The sequence below is a fragment of the Haloarcula rara genome, from assembly GCF_029338235.1.
Lineage (GTDB): Archaea > Halobacteriota > Halobacteria > Halobacteriales > Haloarculaceae > Haloarcula > Haloarcula rara.
Genome location: NZ_CP119785.1, coordinates 2,659,712 through 2,678,334, shown reverse-complemented (window position 1 = coordinate 2,678,334; position 18,623 = coordinate 2,659,712). Strand labels below are relative to the sequence as shown.

At 65.0% G+C, this 18,623-nt stretch carries 22 protein-coding genes; 13 read left to right on the top strand and 9 right to left on the bottom strand.

Going from position 1 to position 18,623, the window contains the following annotated elements:
* Positions 1-54 precede the first annotated feature (54 nt).
* From P1K32_RS14285 to P1K32_RS14275, 3 genes are read left to right on the top strand one after another with little or no spacing between them, the layout of a single operon-like run.
* Positions 55-954, top strand: a complete 900-nt coding sequence (locus tag P1K32_RS14285; protein ID WP_276250376.1) for a TFIIB-type zinc ribbon-containing protein — start codon at positions 55-57, stop codon at positions 952-954.
* A complete protein-coding gene (locus P1K32_RS14280) occupies positions 947-1,582 on the top strand; it encodes a DUF8135 domain-containing protein (protein WP_276250375.1) in 636 nt (211 codons plus the stop codon). Before P1K32_RS14285 ends, P1K32_RS14280 begins: the two co-directional genes overlap by 8 nt.
* 32 nt (positions 1,583-1,614) lie before the next feature.
* On the top strand, positions 1,615-1,932 hold the full coding sequence (locus tag P1K32_RS14275; protein WP_276250374.1) for a transcription factor S: 318 nt from the start codon (positions 1,615-1,617) through the stop codon (positions 1,930-1,932).
* A 466-nt stretch (positions 1,933-2,398) separates the two neighbouring features.
* On the opposite strand, the gene P1K32_RS14270 is transcribed toward P1K32_RS14275, so the two are convergent.
* Positions 2,399-2,938 carry a cupin domain-containing protein gene (locus P1K32_RS14270; protein ID WP_276250373.1) on the bottom strand — a complete coding sequence of 180 codons (540 nt, stop codon included), beginning with the start codon at positions 2,936-2,938 and terminating at the stop codon, positions 2,399-2,401.
* Positions 2,939-3,154: 216 nt separating this feature from the next.
* On the opposite strand from P1K32_RS14270, the gene P1K32_RS14265 reads away from it, so the two are divergent.
* The gene (locus P1K32_RS14265; RefSeq protein WP_276250372.1) at positions 3,155-3,397 is read left to right on the top strand and encodes a hypothetical protein; all 243 of its coding nucleotides are present in this window, start codon (positions 3,155-3,157) and stop codon (positions 3,395-3,397) included.
* A 35-nt stretch (positions 3,398-3,432) separates the two neighbouring features.
* On the opposite strand, the gene P1K32_RS14260 is transcribed toward P1K32_RS14265, so the two are convergent.
* Positions 3,433-4,305, bottom strand: a complete 873-nt coding sequence (locus P1K32_RS14260; RefSeq protein ID WP_276250371.1) for a ZIP family metal transporter — start codon at positions 4,303-4,305, stop codon at positions 3,433-3,435.
* 149 nt (positions 4,306-4,454) lie between these two features.
* Between P1K32_RS14260 and crtD the strand changes: the two genes are divergently transcribed.
* The 4 genes from crtD to P1K32_RS14240 are packed head-to-tail and all read left to right on the top strand — an operon-like array spanning position 4,455 to position 8,833.
* Entirely contained in the window at positions 4,455-5,942 is a 1,488-nt protein-coding gene (gene crtD / locus P1K32_RS14255; protein ID WP_276250370.1) for a carotenoid 3,4-desaturase, read from the top strand.
* Positions 5,939-6,820 (top strand): prenyltransferase, encoded by an 882-nt coding sequence (locus P1K32_RS14250; RefSeq protein WP_276250369.1) that lies wholly within the window; start codon positions 5,939-5,941, stop codon positions 6,818-6,820. Before crtD ends, P1K32_RS14250 begins: the two co-directional genes overlap by 4 nt.
* A complete protein-coding gene (gene cruF / locus P1K32_RS14245) occupies positions 6,813-7,679 on the top strand; it encodes a bisanhydrobacterioruberin hydratase (RefSeq protein WP_276250368.1) in 867 nt (288 codons plus the stop codon). The genes P1K32_RS14250 and cruF overlap by 8 nt, the downstream gene beginning before the upstream one ends.
* A gap of 53 nt (positions 7,680-7,732) precedes the next feature.
* Positions 7,733-8,833: an NADH:flavin oxidoreductase/NADH oxidase gene (locus P1K32_RS14240; RefSeq protein WP_276250367.1), complete on the top strand. Its 1,101-nt coding sequence runs from the start codon at positions 7,733-7,735 to the stop codon at positions 8,831-8,833.
* 6 nt (positions 8,834-8,839) lie between these two features.
* On the opposite strand, the gene P1K32_RS14235 is transcribed toward P1K32_RS14240, so the two are convergent.
* From P1K32_RS14235 to P1K32_RS14225, 3 genes are all read right to left on the bottom strand, one after another.
* Positions 8,840-9,835, bottom strand: a complete 996-nt coding sequence (locus tag P1K32_RS14235; protein WP_276250366.1) for a DUF368 domain-containing protein — start codon at positions 9,833-9,835, stop codon at positions 8,840-8,842.
* Positions 9,836-9,925: 90 nt separating this feature from the next.
* Positions 9,926-10,171, bottom strand: a complete 246-nt coding sequence (locus tag P1K32_RS14230; RefSeq protein ID WP_276250365.1) for a DUF7127 family protein — start codon at positions 10,169-10,171, stop codon at positions 9,926-9,928.
* Positions 10,172-10,277: 106 nt separating this feature from the next.
* Positions 10,278-10,823 (bottom strand): metal-dependent hydrolase, encoded by a 546-nt coding sequence (locus P1K32_RS14225; protein ID WP_276250364.1) that lies wholly within the window; start codon positions 10,821-10,823, stop codon positions 10,278-10,280.
* A 359-nt stretch (positions 10,824-11,182) separates the two neighbouring features.
* Between P1K32_RS14225 and P1K32_RS14220 the strand changes: the two genes are divergently transcribed.
* Positions 11,183-11,455, top strand: a complete 273-nt coding sequence (locus P1K32_RS14220) for a DUF7553 family protein (RefSeq protein WP_276250363.1) — start codon at positions 11,183-11,185, stop codon at positions 11,453-11,455.
* An 83-nt stretch (positions 11,456-11,538) separates the two neighbouring features.
* Here the strand turns inward: P1K32_RS14220 and P1K32_RS14215 are convergent, their stop codons facing one another.
* Both P1K32_RS14215 and P1K32_RS14210 read right to left on the bottom strand, forming a co-directional pair.
* Positions 11,539-12,672 carry a YihY/virulence factor BrkB family protein gene (locus P1K32_RS14215; protein ID WP_276250362.1) on the bottom strand — a complete coding sequence of 378 codons (1,134 nt, stop codon included), beginning with the start codon at positions 12,670-12,672 and terminating at the stop codon, positions 11,539-11,541.
* Between the two features lie 254 nt (positions 12,673-12,926).
* Positions 12,927-14,210, bottom strand: a complete 1,284-nt coding sequence (locus tag P1K32_RS14210) for an ornithine cyclodeaminase, nickel-pincer nucleotide-dependent (RefSeq protein ID WP_276250361.1) — start codon at positions 14,208-14,210, stop codon at positions 12,927-12,929.
* Between the two features lie 167 nt (positions 14,211-14,377).
* Between P1K32_RS14210 and P1K32_RS14205 the strand changes: the two genes are divergently transcribed.
* From P1K32_RS14205 to P1K32_RS14195, 3 genes are all read left to right on the top strand, one after another.
* Positions 14,378-15,088 (top strand): DUF502 domain-containing protein, encoded by a 711-nt coding sequence (locus tag P1K32_RS14205; protein WP_276250360.1) that lies wholly within the window; start codon positions 14,378-14,380, stop codon positions 15,086-15,088.
* Between the two features lie 182 nt (positions 15,089-15,270).
* On the top strand, positions 15,271-16,194 hold the full coding sequence (locus P1K32_RS14200) for an LLM class oxidoreductase (protein WP_276250359.1): 924 nt from the start codon (positions 15,271-15,273) through the stop codon (positions 16,192-16,194).
* A gap of 54 nt (positions 16,195-16,248) precedes the next feature.
* Entirely contained in the window at positions 16,249-16,995 is a 747-nt protein-coding gene (locus tag P1K32_RS14195; protein ID WP_379691437.1) for a pirin family protein, read from the top strand.
* A 34-nt stretch (positions 16,996-17,029) separates the two neighbouring features.
* Here the strand turns inward: P1K32_RS14195 and P1K32_RS14190 are convergent, their stop codons facing one another.
* Positions 17,030-17,413, bottom strand: a complete 384-nt coding sequence (locus P1K32_RS14190) for a hypothetical protein (RefSeq protein WP_276250357.1) — start codon at positions 17,411-17,413, stop codon at positions 17,030-17,032.
* Positions 17,414-17,498: 85 nt separating this feature from the next.
* Here P1K32_RS14190 and P1K32_RS14185 point away from each other — a divergent pair, with 85 nt between their 5' ends.
* Positions 17,499-18,200, top strand: a complete 702-nt coding sequence (locus P1K32_RS14185; RefSeq protein ID WP_276250356.1) for an SOS response-associated peptidase — start codon at positions 17,499-17,501, stop codon at positions 18,198-18,200.
* On the opposite strand, the gene P1K32_RS14180 is transcribed toward P1K32_RS14185, so the two are convergent.
* Positions 18,197-18,604 (bottom strand): hypothetical protein, encoded by a 408-nt coding sequence (locus P1K32_RS14180; protein ID WP_276250355.1) that lies wholly within the window; start codon positions 18,602-18,604, stop codon positions 18,197-18,199. The two genes, P1K32_RS14185 and P1K32_RS14180, sit on opposite strands and share 4 nt — an antisense overlap.
* Positions 18,605-18,623: the final 19 nt, after the last annotated feature.

Genomic DNA, 18,623 nt, shown 5'->3' with positions numbered 1-18,623 from the left:
TCTCCTGAAATTGGCAGCAAACCCTTAACTATCTCGTCCGTAGAAGGGCACGTAATGGCCAGTGAGTCGACCGACGAGGGGGTGGTCGCCGTCGAACTACCGCCGGAGCTCGACGAGTGGCTCGACGAGCGCTCGCGGGAACTGGGCGAACCGCGCGAGGAGCTGGTCACCCAGTTGCTGGCGGCGTACCGCACGACGACGGAGCGTGACGGGGGCGACCTGGCGACCGCGCTCAACGTCGAGGCCCGCGTCGAGGACGCGATGCAGGACGAACTCGACGCCGCCGTCGCGGCGGCCGTCGACGACGTCCTCGAGGAGCGCGTCGACTCGACAGTCCGGGACCGGCTCCCCGATATCACCGACGCGGTCGAGTCCCGCGTCGAGGGGCGGCTGGACGAGGTCGAAGACGACTTCGGCGAGAAGATCACCGACGTTCGCCAGCGGGTCGTCCAGCTCAAACGCGAACTGGACGGCAAGGCGCCCGCAGACCACGACGCCTTCGAGGCGGTCGGCGAACTCGACGAGCACGTCACCGACCTGAACCGCGAACTCGTCGCGGTCCGCGACGAGTTCGAGGGTGACCTGACCGCCCAGACCGAGCGCGTCGACGAGCTGGAGACCTACTTCAACGAGTTCGAGAAGCGACTCGACGACACCGAAGAGAAGCTCAAACGCGTCGCCTGGGTCGTCAACGACCTGCGGGACGACCAGGGGGGCCGCGACGCCCACCAGAAGGCCATAGACCGCATCAAACGCGCCGCCGCACAGGAGGGTATCTCATCGGCATCGTGTCAGAACTGCGGCGAGAGCGTCGAAATCGGACTGCTCACCGACCCGCAGTGTCCCCACTGCGGCTCGACGGTCTCGGACGTCAAGCCCGAGGGAGGTATCATCCGCAAGAAAGCGTCGCTCGTCACCGCCGCACAGCTAGAGGCGGGGCCGACCGATGAGTGACGACGACGGCGACGACCCGTTCGAAAACCTCGAGGACCCAGCGGACCGCGAGGGCGACCCGTTCGAGCGCCTCGGTGACGTCGGGCCGGACGAGACGGCAGACGACGGGGCCTCCGAAGGGGGCGATGAGCCGACCGCGGAGGATTCGGATAGGTCCGACCCGGGCGACACCGACGAGCCCGCCTTCGAGGAGGAGTTCATCGACGAGGACGACCCTTTCGAGAGCGGCCCGGGCACGACGCCCGCCGAGGGGAGCGGTGCCAGCGAGCCGGTCGAGGGCGACCCGCTCGACGGCGAGGACCCGTTTGCGGGGATGGAGGGCCGCGATGGAAACCCCTTCGGCGAGGGCGAGAGCGCCTTCGAGTCGGTCGACGTGGAGAGCGTCGACGCCGACGAGGTCTGGGAATCGCTGGACGAAGAGCCCGAGACGAAGACCGTCGAAGGCACTCGCTACACCGACGTGTCGAAACACCGCTTTTGCGAGCAGTGCGAGTTCTTCTCCAGCCCGCCAAACGCCCACTGCACCCACGAGGAAGCCGAGATAATCGAGTACCTCGATATGGAGACGGTCCGGCTGCTGAACTGTCCCGTCGTCGCCGAGCAGCGCGAACTCGAAGACGAGGGGTAAGACACTTTTGCGGGGGTCGTCGATTACCGCACATGCAGTTCTGTGACGAGTGCGGGTCGATGATGAAAAAGCAAGACGGCGTGATGCAGTGTTCGAGCTGTGGCTACACGACAGCCCAGGACAGCGACGGTGATTTCGTGAGCACGCAAGAGCAGTCCGGCGACGAGCTCATCGAGACCGAGGAGGGCGACAACTTCGAGGGCAAACCGACGGCCGACGACGTCGTCTGTGACGACTGTGGCCACACCAAAGCGTGGTACACCATCAAACAGACCGGCGCGGCCGACGAGCCGCCGACGCGGTTTTTCAAGTGCCAGGAGTGTGGGTACCGGTGGCGAGAGTACAACTGATGCCAGTCTGAAAACCTGTTCTCGGAAGATTAGCGGATTGTTTTGAGAGTTGTGACAGAGTAGTCAATTGCACGAATACTATTAATAGTCGAACCAACCGTTAGACCAAGAGACAGTTCCAGAGTCCACGACAACTGTGTCACACTGTCTGTTGGATCACGTCGCTGTGACTTCACCGTCGATAAATGAGACCCAATTTGGCTATTTGATATTATATACCTATATTTCTACCAGGATTTGCCAGTAAATCCAGCCCCCTACCAGGAGCAGGAGGCCCGGTATAAGTAGAAGCCACCGACCAGAATTAACCGCAAAGGCACTAAGAGACATTCCACTTAATAGCACTGCTGTAGCAGCAACGACGTGAGCCATCCGCTTCCCAAGAGCCTGTATAACTCCCATTTCTAATATACCGCTTGATTATGATACATATTTCTTTCGGAAATGTCCGCGCTGGAATAATCGGTTACGTCGAGACGGCGTCGTCGTCCTTCTCGACGACCTCGTCCCGCTTGCGGTCGACCCACAGCGCGACGGGCCAGTCTTCCATCCGGTAGGGCGCGGCCCCTTCGAGCATCTCCACCCTGGCGACCGGGTCCGACGGCATCGCGACGAGTCCCTCGTGGCGCTCGTCGCCGACGGCCTCGATTTTGTGACGCGCGCCACCGGGAATATACATCGATTCGCGCGGCTCCGCTTCGAGGACCTGGTGACTCCCGTCCTCGCGTTCGAGCGTGAACCTCGCTTCACCGGCCAGACAGAGACAGACCTCGTCGAATGCCGGCGTGTGGGTGTGCCAGTCGATGGTCGCGCCCGGGGCCATCTCGAAGTAGAGCAATTTGAACTCGTTCGTGATAGCGAGGGGATACGTCTCGATGTCCTCGCCGCCCTGTTCGAAGTGGCTCGCGGCCGCAACGTCGATTTTGTACATCGTCTGGTCGGGGAGGTGCGTGTGGTCGAGTTCTTGCGGGGTCAGGTCGGGTGACTCGTCAGACTGGTCAGACATTTCACTGCGACGTGGTTCTCACAAATGGCTAAAACATTTTTCGCCGGGGCGGCGCGCGCCACGGCGGGACGGCCGTGAGTGGGTGGCCTCGAACAGCGCCGCCGAGACGAACTGTTTAGCTCGGTCTGAACGGGGTGAATCCGGCCGAAATTCGGTGAGAAATCGACTGCAGCGTCGCCTCCGGTTATACCGATGTCGTCACGAGGGGAAACTGCAATGTTCGAAACACACCCGCTGGCGGTTCTCACGGTCGTACACGACGCAGTACAGACGGTCGCGCTGGTCGGCCCGCCGGGCGGCCTCCCGGAGCAGGTTCCCGGGTTCGTCGGCGATATCCTCGGCGAAATCGGGTCGATGCCCGGCGGGGCGATGGACGGCATCGGCGAGACGATACGCGGCCTGACGCCGGGCGGTGCGGACAGCGCCGACGAGGCCGCAGTCAGCGGCCGCAGTCGATGAATTTCCTGACAGCCCCGTTCCTTTTTCACGGCCGTTCACGCCGAGAGAGCGACCCACGCCAGCACGACGACGGCGGCGCCGAGGACGGTCGAGCCGACGCCGTGGGTCCGGAGTTCATCAAGCAGGTCGTGGGAGTGTTCCTCCAGCGAGCAGACCTCGTCTATCTCGCTGCCGGCGTCACAGTTCGGCAGAAAGTCCATCGCGACGTGGAGGAAGATGCCGGCGGCGAAGCCGAAGACGATAGCGTTGGCAGCCGGGCTGGCCGGGACCGGGGCGAGCGCCGACGGGATAGCCGTGAGGCCGACGCCGGCCGCGGGGAGCAAGAGCGCGGTCGCGGAGTTGTTCTCACGGACCAGTCGGCGGGCAGCGGCATAGCCCGCGGGCCCCTTGTGGGAGACGATAGCCAGCCCGAGCAGCAGTCCGAGCGACGGCATCGAGGCGTACACCAGCCCGATGATGAGCCCAGCCGACAGCGCGTGGGCGGTGATCGCCGCCGTCGTCGTATCGAAGCTCGTCTCGACGTGGGTGAGCCGGTGGCCGATAGTATGGGTCCCGTAGCCGGCGACGATACCCGCAGCGATACCGATACCGCCGATTCGGGGGGTGCCGGCGGCGGTGCCAAGCCCCATCGCCTGCGGGACGAGGAACATTGCCGCCGAGGTGACCATCGCGCCGCTCGCGAGGCCGTACCCCCACACGAGTCGGTACGGGCTCGTCTCCGTCGCGCGTGCGCCCAGCCACGCGCCCAGTCCCATCGCCACGAAGGCGACCCAGGAGATGACGAGCACCTTCTGGGCGCCGCCAGTGACCGCGAGGCCCGACAGAACGAGCAAGGCGACGACACTCGCGACCCCGAGCAGGGAGTATCCGCCCGAGTTATTAAAAATAGAGTGGTCGTTAATAGCCATTAGTCGATATAAACCTGTTGTTACTAATAAGTCCGTCGGTCCTCGCGAGTATCTGCGATGCCGGACCGGAGCGAGTGCCCTGAGTCGCTTTCGCACACCAACCCTGTTTGGCGCGCCTTTATTGTCGCTCCGGGCCCGAGAGACCAACAATGAGTGACCTGTCCGGAGACGAGGTTGTCGTGGTGGGCGGCGGCTTTGGCGGCCTTTCGGCGGCCTGCTATCTGGCCGACGCCGGTGCGAATGTCCGAGTACTGGAGAAGAACGAACAGGTCGGAGGGCGTGCCTCCCGGCTGGAGGCCGATGGATTCACCTTCGACATGGGGCCGTCGTGGTATCTGATGCCCGATGTCTTCGAGCGCTTCTTCGCGTACTTCGGCAAGGAACCCAGCGATTACTACGACCTCGAACGGCTTGACCCCCACTACCGCATCTACTTCAAGGACGGTGACCGGCTGGACGTGACCGGGAACAACGACGAGATGCGCGAACTGTTCGAGTCCTACGAACCCGGCGCGGGCGAGGCCTTCGAGGAGTACCTCGAGACCAGTGAGACCCACTACGAGACGGCGATGAACAAGTTCGTCTACGAGGACCGCTCGCGGCTCCGGGACTGGGTCGACCTGGACGTGATGACGGCCGCGCCAATCGGGCTCCAGTTGCTGGGGTCGATGCAGGGCCACGTCGAGGACTACTTCACCCACCCCAAGCTCCAGCAGATAATGCAGTACACGCTGGTGTTCCTCGGCGGGTCGCCGAAGAACACGCCGGCGCTGTACAACATGATGAGCCACGTCGATTTCAACCTCGGCGTCTACTACCCTGACGGCGGCATCGGTGCCGTCGTCGACGCGCTCGTCGAACTCGGCGAGAGCATGGGTGTGACTTACCAGACCGACAGCGAGGTGACCGAGATAAGCCGTCGCAAGGACGGCTTCCTCGTCGAGACGGTCGGCGGCGACACCTACCACCCCGACGAGGTCGTCGTCAACGCCGACTACGGCCACGCCGAGCGGGAACTCCTGCCCGACCACGAACGCCAGTACGACGACGACTACTGGGAGAAAAAGACCTACGCGCCCTCCGCCTTCCTCATGTACATGGGCGTCGAGGGCGATGTGGAGCCGCTGGCCCACCACACGCTCGTGCTCCCGACCGACTGGGAGCCCCACTTCGACGACATCTTCGAGGAGCCCGACTGGCCCGACGAGCCGGCCTATTATCTCTGTGTGCCCAGCGAGACCGACCCGAGCGTCGCCCCCGAAGGCCACTCCAACCTCTTCGTGCTGGTCCCCATCGCCCCGGGCCTGCACGACGGCGACACCGTCCGCGAGGAGTACCGCGAGAAGATTCTGGCCGATATCGCCGAGAACACCGGCGTCGACCTGCGTGACCGCATCGTCTACGAGAAGCAGTTCGCCGTCTCCGACTTCGGGAAGCGGTACAACGCCACGGAGGGCACGGCGCTGGGCCTGGCTCACACGCTGCGCCAGACCGCACTCCTGCGCCCGAACAACCGTTCCTCGGCCGTTGACGGGCTCTACTTTACCGGCTCCTTTACGACGCCCGGCGTCGGCGTCCCGATGTGTCTCATCAGCGGCGAACACACGGCACAGCGCCTCATCGACGACCACGAATGAGTACCGTGACGGACCGACTCAGTACCGTGCTCCCGGGCGAGGAGAGCCGGCCGGGCTACCTTTTCTGGCTCTCGCGACCCCGCTTCTGGCTCTACCAGGGCGGTCCCGTCGTCGTCGCCGTCACGTACGCCGCCGACGGGCCGGGAGAGCTGTTCTCACCGCTGGCTATCGCGCTGTTTCTGTACTTCACGATTCCGGCGAACGTCTTCCTCTATGGCGTCAACGACGTCTTCGACCGTGACATCGACCAGGTTAACCCCAAGAAAGACGAGGGCCGCGAGGTCAGCTACCGCGGGGACCGGGTCGTCGTGGCCGCCATCGTCGCCTCGGGGCTGCTGGCCGCTGGGTTCCTGCCGTGGCTTCCGACTCTGGGCGCGGTTGCGCTCCTCGCGTGGGCCGCCCTCTCGATAGAGTACTCCGCGCCGCCCCTTCGGTTCAAGACCACGCCGTTTCTGGACTCGCTGTCGAACGGGCTGTACATCCTCCCGGGCGTCGTCGCCTACGCCGCTATCGAGGGGGTCGCCCCGCCCGCGACGGCCGTCGCCGGCGCATGGCTCTGGACCATGGGGATGCACACCTTCTCCGCGATTCCCGACATCGAACCGGACCGCGAGGCCGGCATCGAGACGACCGCGACGTTCCTGGGCGAGTCCAACACCTACTACTACTGCGTGATGTGCTGGCTCTCGGCGGCCTTCGTCTTCACCTACACTCACTGGGTGTTCGGCGGCCTGCTGCTCGTCTATCCGGGGCTCGTCTTCGGCATCCTCGCCGTCGGCGTCGATATCGACGAGGCCTACTGGTGGTATCCGGCCATCAACACGCTCGTCGGGATGGCCTTTACGCTCGTGGGCCTGTGGGTGATGCTGTATGGCTGATGGGGTCAGTTGGTCACTGCCGCGGGACCGCCACGACGCGGCCACGCGACTCGACGCGCTGGTCCGCGAGCACCGCTTTACCATCGCCGTCGTCTTTCCCCTCGTGGGCGCGGTGACGCTGCTGGCCAGCGCCGAGGGGCTGCTACCGCCGCCGCTGGCGTTCAATCCGTTCTTCGTCCTCTTCGGGACTTTAGTGATGCGCCTGCCGCTGGTGGCCGGCGTCACGCCGCTGCTTGACCGCAAAGCGACCGTCGCACTCGTCGCGCTGACGCTGTACTCCTACGGTATCGAACTCATCGGCGTCCGCACCGGCTGGCCTTACGGCGAATTTACATACGGTGTTGACCTCGGGCCGATGCTGTTTGGCGAGGTGCCACTAGGCCTGCCGGTCTTTTTCTTCCCGCTTGTCCTGAACGCCTACCTGCTGGTCCTGCTGCTGTTCGGTGAGCGGGCCGAATCGACGCCGCTTCGGCTGCTGGCGACGCTGGCGACGGTCATCCTCGTCGACCTGGTGTTAGACCCCGGTGCCGTCGGCATCGGGTTCTGGGCCTACGATGTCCAGCAGTTCTACGGGGTCCCGTGGTCGAACTACCTCGGCTGGCTGCTGTCGGGGGCCGTCGCCGTCCTGTGTTTCGACCTCGGCTTCGACCGGGCCGGCCTGCGGCGCCGGCTCGAGGAGTGTGAGTTTATGCTCGACGACCTGGTGAGCTTCGTCCTCCTGTGGGGCGGTATCAACCTCTTCTACGCCAACTGGATACCGGTCGCGCTGGCCGCGCTGCTGGGAGCCGGGCTCCTGAAGACCGAACGCTTCGACTTCGACCTCTCGGAGACCCGTCTTGGCCGCGCCGTCTGGCGGTAACGGTCGGTTCCGGGACCCCGGCAGTTATCAGACTCGCCGGTGAACGTCTGTCGATGGCAGCCCTGTTTACCCCCCTGACGCTGCGAGAGACGACGATACCCAATCGAGTGATGGTCTCTCCGATGTGCCAGTACTCCTGTGACGCACGGGACGGCGTCGCCACGGACTGGCACCGGACCCATCTCACCTCCCGAGCCGTCGGCGGCGCCGGGCTCGTAATGACCGAGGCCACCGCCGTCGAGGCCCGCGGACGCATCTCCCCCGAGGATCTCGGTATCTGGACCGACGAGCAGACCGCGGCGCTTGCACCCATCACCGAGTTCGTCCGCGACCAGGGCAGCGTCCCCGGCATCCAGCTGGCCCACGCCGGCCGGAAGGCCTCGACGAGTCGGCCCTGGGACGGCCACGAGCCGCTCAAGCCCGACGCGGGCGGCTGGGACGTCGTCGGCCCCTCCGAGGAGCCCTGGCCCTACGACGACAAGGCGCCGACGACAGAGCGGCTCACCCGAGACGACATCGAGTCGGTCGTCGACTCGTTCCGCGCGGCCGCCGAGCGCGCACTGGCGGCGGGCTTCGAGGTCGCGGAGGTCCACGCCGCCCACGGCTATCTCCTCCACGAGTTCTGTTCGCCGGTGACCAACCACCGCGAGGACGGCTACGGCGGCGACTTCGAGGGACGGACACGGCTCACACGCGAGGTCACCGCCGCGGTCCGGGCGGTCTGGCCTGACGACAGGCCCGTCTTCGTCCGCATCTCAGCGACTGACTGGCTCCCGGAGCGAGAGTCCTGGACCGTCGCGGACTCTGTGCGGCTGGCCGACGACCTGGCCGACGTGGGCGCGGACCTCATCGACGTCAGCGGCGGCGGAATCAGCCCGAACTCCTGGCCTGAGAACCCAGGGCCGAACTACCAGCTTCCCTATGCCGAGCGTATCCGCCGAGAGACCGAGGCCGATATCACCGTCGGCGCGGTCGGCGGTATCACCACGCCAGAGCAGGCAGAGGCCATCATCGCCAATGACCGGGCGGACCTGGCCATCGTCGGGCGCGAACACCTTCGGGACCCGTACTTCACACTCCACGCGGCACAGGCGCTCGACGCGACCGACGACATCGAGGGGCCGCCACAGTACCGCCGTGCGTTCGGGTTCTGACCGGACTCACACCGAGTCCAAGTCGAGGTCGACAGCGTACCAGTCCAGCACGAGCAGGAAGACGCTGCCGACCACTGCGGCGGCGACAAAGGCAATCAGCACCTCGGTCGAGAAGCCGGCTTCGCTCCGGACCTCCTGGACAGGTGCGCGCAACGCCCCCACGACCAGCGCAACGAGAAACGTCATGGTCGCACGACGGTTCCGGTCCAGGGCCCGTCGCACGACCCGCGAGACGGTGAACAGGCCGACGAAACCCCCGGCGATGAACGTGGTGACGAGGACGGCGTCGTCGACGAGCGTCGCGGTGGCCCCGCCCGTTACGGCCCCGACGAGGCCGTCGATGAACCGGCTGAGCGTGTCCGACATGAACGTGTACTGGCCGAGGATGACCAGCATGAGCGAACCGGAGATGCCGGGGAGTATCATCGCGCTGACCGCCACCGAACCGGCGACGAAAATCACGACGAGCCCGCCGCTTTCGAGGAACGTGACGGGTCCGGACAGCAGGAACGCGATAGTGAATCCGACCACGCCGGCGGCGACCTGGAACGCGGAGTCGACAGTGAGCTCCCGCAGCAGGGCCACCGCGGAGGCGGCGATGAGCCCGAAGAAGAAGCCAAAGAGGAGCGTCGGGTAGGTCTTGTTCAGGATGTGGACCGCTCTGGTAACCAGGACGACAGCTGTCCCGACGCCGGCGACCAGCGCCAGCCCGAACCAGCCATCTATCTCGTCGAAGATAGAGAGCGCCCCGCGCAGGTCGAGCCCGCCGTCAAGCGGCGTCAACGAGCGGAGAAAGGTCACGATGCGGGTCGGCGTGATGGCGTTTATCATCGCGATGAGCCGGCCGTAGATGCCGGCGATGAGTGCGATGGTCCCGCCAGAGACACCCGGCACGGCGTCGGCAGTGCCCATACAGATACCGATAGCGAACGTCCGTGCCCACTCCCGTGCCGGCGGCACGGAGCCACTGAGCGTCGGTAGCTTCTCCGGCGGCGTTGTCATTGCACACAGCTACCGCCAAGCGGGTGAAATCTCTTGTGGAGTCGCGCGTCGTTACTTCCTACCGGCCGTGAGCGGTCGGAGAAAACGGTGTTACGAGGTGTGCTCGACGACGAGGACGCCGTTTCGCAGCGTCGCCGTCCCGCTGCTGTCGGGCAGGTCGACGTCGATTTCGGTTCGGAGCATCGGCGTGTCGATAGCGACGACGGCGGTCTCATCGATGAGTTCGACGGTCACGTCGTCGTCGGCGAGCGGGTGCAGGTCCGCGGCGACCGTCCACCCGTCGTCGTGTTCGGTGCGCGAGACGTGCAGCTCGTGTTGTTGCTTGGTCGCGTCCATCTGACAGTCCACAGTAGGGTCGCTACCGGCATAGGGAGACGGTTGGCAGGCGCCGAACGTGTCGACAGCGCGGGTCGCGGTCGAACGAGGCACAGCAGTCCGGCGGTTAGCGCTGGTCTGAGAGCGGGCGTACCGGCGCCGACTCTTCGGCGCCACCCGCCTCGACCACCGCGCCGACCGGGATACGGTAACTGCACAGCAGCGTCGCGCAACCGGCTACGATCAGCAGGAGGTTCGCCGTCGGGGAACTGGCCTGCACGAGGTCCAGTGAGTAGACCAGTCGAGAGCCCGGGAAGAACGGCTGGATGCCCATCGGCGTGATGACGTCACCGACGAGGTGAGAAACGACGCCGGCTGCGCCGACCAGATAGCAGACGACGGGATGTTCGCCACCGAGGCCCGGCGAGCCAGCCGCCGGCGCCCGGAAGAGGAGAACGACGAGCGCGCCGGCGACCACGGCGGCAAGCAGTGTATGCGTGACACCGCGGTGGACAAGCCCCGGCCACACCTTGTCGATGTCGGGGAGCACGGCCAGCGCGAGCGCCACCCCCAGACACTCCGTCGCGGCCGCCCGGCGACCCCGAACCCGAAACCAGTACACAAGCGGCGCGAACAAGAGCGCGGTAAGCCCGACGTGACCCGGCGGATACATCGTCCTACTGGTTCGGAAACGACGGGTTAAGGGTTCGTGCCAGATAGCTCCGGCTCGGCTGCAGTAGCTGGCCCAGTGGTTACGAGAAAGGGTCGTCTGTACAGAAGCTACGCACCCTCAGAGCCGTATGGTCCCCAGCCCTGTCCCGACATCTGCCGGTATGTATCGCTTTCCATTACTTGGATCTCCGGGTAGACGTCCCTCAGGGGTACCGCGGCGTCAGCGGCCGATACGACGCCGACGATACCTCGACTCGAGCGCCAGTGTGCGACGCGGACGCAATCGGGCCCGTCTCACAGATAGGTGCAGGAACCTCCACGAAAGGAACTGTTATACTTCACATCCCGAAACCTCAAGGCATGACACGCGACGAACTCGCGACAGCCAGTGACCTGCTCGAATCGGCCGCGGGGAACACCGGAAACGACGACGCGAGCGAGCGCCTCGGCGAGCTCGCCGGCCAGTTAGAGCGGCTCTCGACCGCCGACCGCGGCCCCGACCACGGTCGACTCGCCCGCATCCAGTCGGCGCTGAACGACCTCCAGAGCGGTGACGGGGCCGACGTGGCCGACGCTATCGACGACGCGGACGACGCTATCAACGAGTACCGCTCGGACCTCGAAGGGGTCTGAGGTCATACTGCCGGCTGTACGTTCGTACAGATATTCGCCACCCCGGGGTGACGAATTCCGTCAGTTTGTTACAACCGGTAGTATCAGTCGTCGGCGGTCGTCTCGCCTCTGGCGGCGCCCGCGTCGGCGGGCTCGCTCGCTTCGTCGCCAGTCCGGGACGCCATGTACTCGACGAGCTCGTCGTCCGAGAACGGCCAGCGGAGTATCAACTGCCACTGGTTTGACTCCCCTTCGGTCGTCGAGCGCTCAACCAGTTCGATATCACCTGTCGGGTGGGGACGCTCCCCGGCGAGGTCGGACCGCCTGCGTGTCCCGTGTTCGGAGAGCAACTCGGACCGCAGGTCTGCGAGGTAGGCGACCAGCTCCGCCGAGTCGAGCGTCTCCGTCCGTTCAGTCTCGAAGTGTGCCTCCGAGCGACCGACACCGCCCGGGCCGCCCAGCGAGTGCTGGCCGACGACCGCGTTGATGACGGCGCCCAGCAGGAGCACCAGCGCGGAGAAGTAGAGGTAGGTGACGACAACCACGACGCCGCCGAAGAAGCTCCCCGACCCCGGCTCCGCGACGGAGAGATACAGCTGGAACAGGCCCTGCATCGCCCCCCAGCCGACCGCGGCCACGACCACGCCGGGAAGCACGTCTCGGTAGCCGACGTCTACGTCCGGAAACACGTAGTATATCGGGTAGAACGCGATGACCAGCCCGCCTATCAGCGCCACGGGCGTCAGCGCCTGACTGTAGGGAATCTGTGCGACCAGCCCGCCCAGGACGATGCTTGAGGCTATCATCGCGACGAGCGCGAGGACGAGCGCGACGAAGACGACCAGGCCGTCGCGGAACTTGTCCACCAGCGTGTTGTCATCGACCGTCTCGTAGATCTCCGAGAAGGCCGTATCGAGCCCGCGGAATATCTTCAGCGTCCCCCACAGGAGGACGACGAGCCCGATAACCCCCGCCCCAGTTCCGTCAGCGTTGCCCCGTAACAGCTGTGTCACGATATCTGCTATCGGACCCGGCAACCACCTGCCCGCGATAGCCGCGATTCGCTCCTCCAGCCCGGTCCCGAACGTCGTCAGGACCAGAAACAACAGGAGGAGCATCGGCGCCAGCGAGATGAACGCGTGGTAGGCCAGCGCCGCGGCCATGAAGGAGACGTTCTTCTCGGAGAAGTCCGAGACGACTCGCTTCCCGAAGTCGATTGCGCCGGACTGAGTGACCATGGCCCGAATAGTAGCTATATTGAAAAGAGTGTGTGATGCGACTTCGACGTCCAGTGGTTTCGGGGTTGTTACTCGCTACATACCACGACCAGCTCGCGCCGCTCGTGGCCTCTACTCCCCCACCAGTTCCTCCGCGAGCAGCGGCACGAACGTCCGCGATCCACCTTTTTCATCGTCGGGTGCGCTTCGCGCACCCGTCCTCGAAAAACGTGGGCGAAAAAATCCACTCGCGGCCCGTTGGGCCGCTCGTGGTCCTACTCCTCGCCCAGCTCATCCGCAAGCAGCGGCACGAACGTGCCGATGTCGGTGACCATCCCGACCGCCTGCGCGGAGCCGCGGTCGACCAGCTGCGTGACGGTGGCGGGACTGATATCCACACAGACGACCGGCGTCGTGGAGGGGAGACAGTTGCCGACAGCGACGGAGTGCAGCAGTGTCGAGAGCATCAGTACCATATCGGCCTCGTGAGCCTGCGCTCGGATGGCGTTCTGTGCGTCGACGGCGTCGGTGATGGTGTCGGGCAGCGGGCCGTCGTCGCGGATAGAGCCCGCCAGCACGAACGGGCGGTCGTTGACGACACACTCGTACATCACCCCAGACTCGATTGTCCCCGACTCGACGGCCGCTTCGATGCCGCCCTCGCGAATGACCTCGCTAATGGCGTAGATGTGGTGTTTGTGGCCGTGACGAGCGTGGTCCAGCGTTTCGGTATCGACGCCCAGGGACGTGCCATAGAGGTCCCGCTCGATGTCGTGGACGGCGAAGCCGTTGCCGGCAGAGAGCATATCGATGTGGCCCTCTCGAACGAGGCGAGCGAGGTCCTCACGGGCGCCGGAGTGGATGAGCGCCGGCCCGCAGACGGCGAGGACCTTCCCACCCGCCTCGTTGGTCTCCCGCATCGCGCCCGCTATCTGCCGGATAGTCGACTCGGAGGGCCGTTCGGCCGAGACCCCGCCCTGCATGAAGCCGAAGGCCCCGCCCGAGTCCCGAGGTCGTTCCGGCGGTTCGACCCTGATGCCGGTGTCGCCCGTGACGACGCGGTCGCCCGCTTCGACGGCGTTCAGGACCTTGGTGTAAGCGCGTGGGCCATCCGAGCCGTTCGCTCGCGGGCTTTGCCCGCTCGCATTGTCCACGGACGGTGGATCCGCGCTGTCCTCGACGACGATAGCACAGTCCATCTCCATCTGTTCGACGGGGAGCCACTCGTCCTCGTAGCGGACGAACGTCGGGTGGTTCGTCGTCGAGTAGAATCCGTGCGGGACCACCCGGTCGGCCGGCGCCCGCTCCAGGGTCACATCTGTCGGGTCGGCCGGGTTCGCGCCGTGCTGGTGGAGTTCGTGGACGATAGACTGCAGCGTCGCCTCGTCGTCGGCCTCGACGAGCAGTCTGGCGTAGGACACTTCCTCTTTGCGCCGGCCGATATCGAACGCCTCGACCGTAAAGGAGCCGCCCATGTCCATGACGATACTGAAGGCGGTTCCCAGCGTCGCCGAGTCGATGATGTGGCCCTCCAGTTCCACCTCGCGAGAAACCGTCATACAGTACCGTGGTACCGTGAAATAAAGACGGTTAGGGTACGCCCGGCCCCGGTGCGCGTCTCAGGGCGAGGTCCGGGACGCCTCACCGAGTACAACACTGTTCGTTCTACGACAGGGGAGGTACGGCCACAGGTAAGTTTTTAGTTCGCATCGTAGAGAACTAATTTGTGGGAAACGATAGCAAGACATACGGGAACCTGAGATTAAGTATCCGTAACTACTTTCGCAAGTCGATTGTAACCGGAACTGCGATTGTTCTGCCCGTTCTCGTCACCGCAATCTTGTTTCTATTTATCGTCAACTTCCTCTCACAGCTACTGAATCCACTGGTCATCCCGATTCAGATGGGGCCAGGGGACACGTCTCCACTCGTCTCAAAGCTGATAGCCGTTGTCGTGCTGTTCGGTATCATCCTCTTCGTGGGGGCGTTCACCGAATCTCGCATCGGTGGGGACCGATTGAAACGGAGCCTGGACACCACCATGGCACAGATTCCAGGTATTCGATCCATCTACAGCCCGCTAGACCAGATCAGTACGATGTTGCTCGAAGGGGATACCCAGAATTTTAAAGACGTACTCCTCGTGGAGTATCCGAAAGAGGGATGTTATTCGATAGCATTCCAGACGTCACGCCCCCCAGAGATGATCGAACGGGTAACGGAAGAGGACGATATGCTCACAGTCTTCCTGCCGATGGGACCGAATCCATTTATGGGCGGGTTCATTCTCCACCTGTCCGAGGACGAGGTCTACCGACTTGACCTCTCCGTCGAGGAGGGAATCTCGTCGATCGTCTCTTTCGGCGTCGCGGTCGAAATCGACGATCACCCACCTGATGTCCCCGTCGACCTGGACAAAGTGAAAAAAGACAGCTGATACGAACGGACCCGCGACGGTACATTGTGCCCCTGTTTCGACCGCTCCGATTCCATCGAATCTGGAGACGATTCTGTGCGAGAGACACGCCCTGTATGCAGCAGACGGTTCCTCTCCAGCCGAGGACTGCGACGGAACCTGCGACCCCAGCACGGATACGTCTCCAGCGGGTATAGCCGCCAATGACCCGACGCGGCTACGAGAACGCCGGCTATCGGCGGCTTTTCGACGGTGACGGACTCTCCGTCGGGCTGGGACTGCCCCTGACGGGCGTCCGCGAGGCGACCCCGGCAATCGACGAGGAGGTGCGGCTGGCGACCCGCGCCGAGTCGCTGGGCTTCGATGGCCTCTGGGCCAGGGACGTCCCGACTTTCTGGCCCCGGTTCGGAGACGCCGGCGGGGCGTTCGACACGTGGCCGTTCCTCTCGCATCTGGCCGCCCACACGGACGAGATCGCGCTGGGCACGTCGAGTGTCGTCCTGCCGCTTCGCCACCCCGTCCACGTGGCCAAATCGGCCGCAACCGTCGACCGGCTCTCCGGCGGCCGACTGGTGCTGGGCGTCGCCTCCGGGGACCGCGACCCGGAGTATCCGGCCTTCGGCGTCGATCCCGAGGAGCGTGGGGAACTGGTCCGCGAGCGCGTCGCCGCGCTTCGGACCATCTGGCGCGAGGCGTTCCCCGAAATCGAGGGGTCGTGGGGCCGTCTGGACGGCGAGCTCGACGTGCTGCCGAAGCCGACGACCGAGACGCTCCCACTCTTGCCGACGGGCAACGCCCGCCAGTCCGACGAGTGGATCGCCGACCACGGCGACGGCTGGCTGTTCTACCATCTGCCCGAATCGACACTCGAATCGTATCTGGAGCGCTGGCGCGAGCGGACGACCGACAAGCCCTTCGCCATCGCCGTCCGTGTGGCCCTCGCTGAGGACCCGACCGCAGAGCCAGAACCGCTGCATCTTGGCTACCGCGCCGGTGTCGAGTGGTTCCGGAAGTACTTCCGCCGGCTCGAAGCGTACGGGCTCGACCACGCCATCGTCGGGCTGGAGGCCGAGGACCCCGGGGCGGCGATGGAGACGTTCGCGACCGAAATCATCGCGGAACGCTGAACCCGGCTGCGCTGTTGCCGGGGCGTATATCCGGCTCCGGCCCGAACCTGCGGTATCGTGACACAGTCGAAATCGCTGTACAAAGCCCCCAGAACGACTATCTCGCAGGACCAGGGCAAGTTCCGCATCCACTTCAACTTCCCCGGCCGGAACCACCCCGACCACGAGGACCACGGCTACGGGCCGCTGGCGACGGTTGTCGAGTCGTTCATGGACCCGGACACGCTCATCGGGATGCACCCCCACCGCGACGAGGAGATCGTCTCGTGGGTCCCCGATGGCGTCATGCGCCACGACGACCGGCAGGGCAACGAACTGGTCACCGATCCAGACAACCTGCTGGTGATGAACGCTGGACGGGAGTTCTGGCACGAGGAGCGCACGCTCGCCGGGGACCCGCCGCTGCGTATGTTACAGATCTTCGTCCGGCCACACAGCCTCGGGCTTGAACCGACGATACAGCACGAGCCGATTCCGACGCCGGTAGAGGGCGAGTGGCGACACCTGTTCGGTCCGGAGGGGACGGCGGCGCCGGCGTTCGTCCGCAACCAGGTCCACTGCCACGACGTTCGGCTCGCCGAGGGGGCCAGTGTCGAGTTTCCGACGGTCGACGGCTGGGATACGTATTTCTACGTCTTCGAGGGCGCGGTCACGGTCGTCGACACCGATTTCGAACGGGCCGAGAGCGGCCTGCTGGTGTCGGGCGGCGAGACGATGACCGCGACGACCGACGCCGTGGTGGTCGCGTTCAGTATCGACCCGACGGCACCGGTCACGCGGCAGGGCACAATCGGCCGGTGAGACGGGCTCGTTTAACGTACGCGTGTGAGACCACTCAGCCGTTTATCCGCCGGTCGACGGCCCACGATATCGAGCTGTCGGCCGCACTGAGCCGCTCGTAGAACCGCCGAAGCCCTGCGGACTCGGTCTCGGGGAGAACGTGCAGGCGGACGGTCCCGTCCCGGACCGCCACGCGAAACACGTCGGTCGTGTCCTCGTCGCGGACCAGCCACAGCGGCATCGGAAGGTCGTGGAAGTCGCCGTAGCGGTACGGCCCATCGGCGAGGATATCGGTGACCACGGTCGCGAGCTCCGACTCGGTGTACTCGCTGTCCGGAATCAGCTCGAACTCCGTGCCGCCCTCGTACTCGACGCCGCTGCCGTGGGGGTATCGTCGAGTCGGCCGGGTCGGAATCGAGAACGAGGGGGCGCCCGTCATCTTGGCGAGTGTAGGTCGTGATACCGTTTAAAATCGCGGGCGGCAACGCCGAGGGCTTTTGCCCGGTGGGGCCGTGCCAACGTGTATGTGTGGCCGCTACAGCCTGTTCGCGCCGCCCGCAGACATCGAGGCCCGCTTCGACGCCGCCTTCGACTTCGAGTTCGAGGCCCGCTACAACGCCGCCCCGAGCCAGTCGCTCCCCGTCATCACCGGCGAGGACCCCGACAGGATTCAGCGCATGGAGTGGGGTCTGGTGCCGTCCTTCGCCGAGGAGAAGAACGACCACGGCTACATCAACGCCAGGGCGGAGACCCTCTCGGAGAAGCGTTCCTTTGCCGACGCCTACGAGTCCCGAAGATGCCTGGTGCCCGCCGACGGGATGTACGAGTGGGTGGCGGAAGACGGCGGCAAACAGCCCTACCGCGTCGCCCTGCCCGACGACGACCTCTTCGCGATGGCCGGTCTCTACGAGCGGTGGGAGCCGCCACAGCGCCAGACCGGACTCGGTGAATTCGGTGCGAGTGGCGACCAGGGTGGCCAGGACGATGTCGTCGAGACGTTCACAATCGTCACGACGGAGCCAAACGACACAGTTGCCGACCTCCATCATCGGATGGCCGTGATTCTGGACCCGGACGAGGAATCACAGTGGCTCACCGGCGACACCGATACCGCCGCCGAACTGCTTGGCCCCTACGACGGCCCGATGCGGACCTATCCGATATCGACGGCCGTCAACAGCCCCAGCAACGACTCGCCGGATATCATCGAGCCAGTCGATGGTTAGCGGATGAACTCGTGGGTGTTCGTCTCTTCGGTGAGTTCGCGCTCTGGCTGTGGGCCGAAGGCGTCCTCGTGAATGAACAGATACACGATCAAAACCAGCGCGAAGACGACACTACCAAGCGAGAGCGGCGTCCGCTCACCGGCCAGGAGCGGGCCGAAATAAACGACCACGACGCCCGAGAGGCCGAGAAGTGCCAGTGCCAGCCCGCGCTTTCGCAGCTGCGCGACGTACCGGGCAGCCAGTAACAGGGCGAAACCGACGGTGAGTTTCCCGACCGCGATGACTGTCGTCAGTCCCATTTCGAGACCGACCAGCAGCTCGACCGTGCCGGCAGCGAGTTGCACCGAACCGAGCGCAACGAGAAGCACACTGACTCCGTACGCGCGGGCCTGTCCCATCGCCATAGCGACTCAATCGACGGCC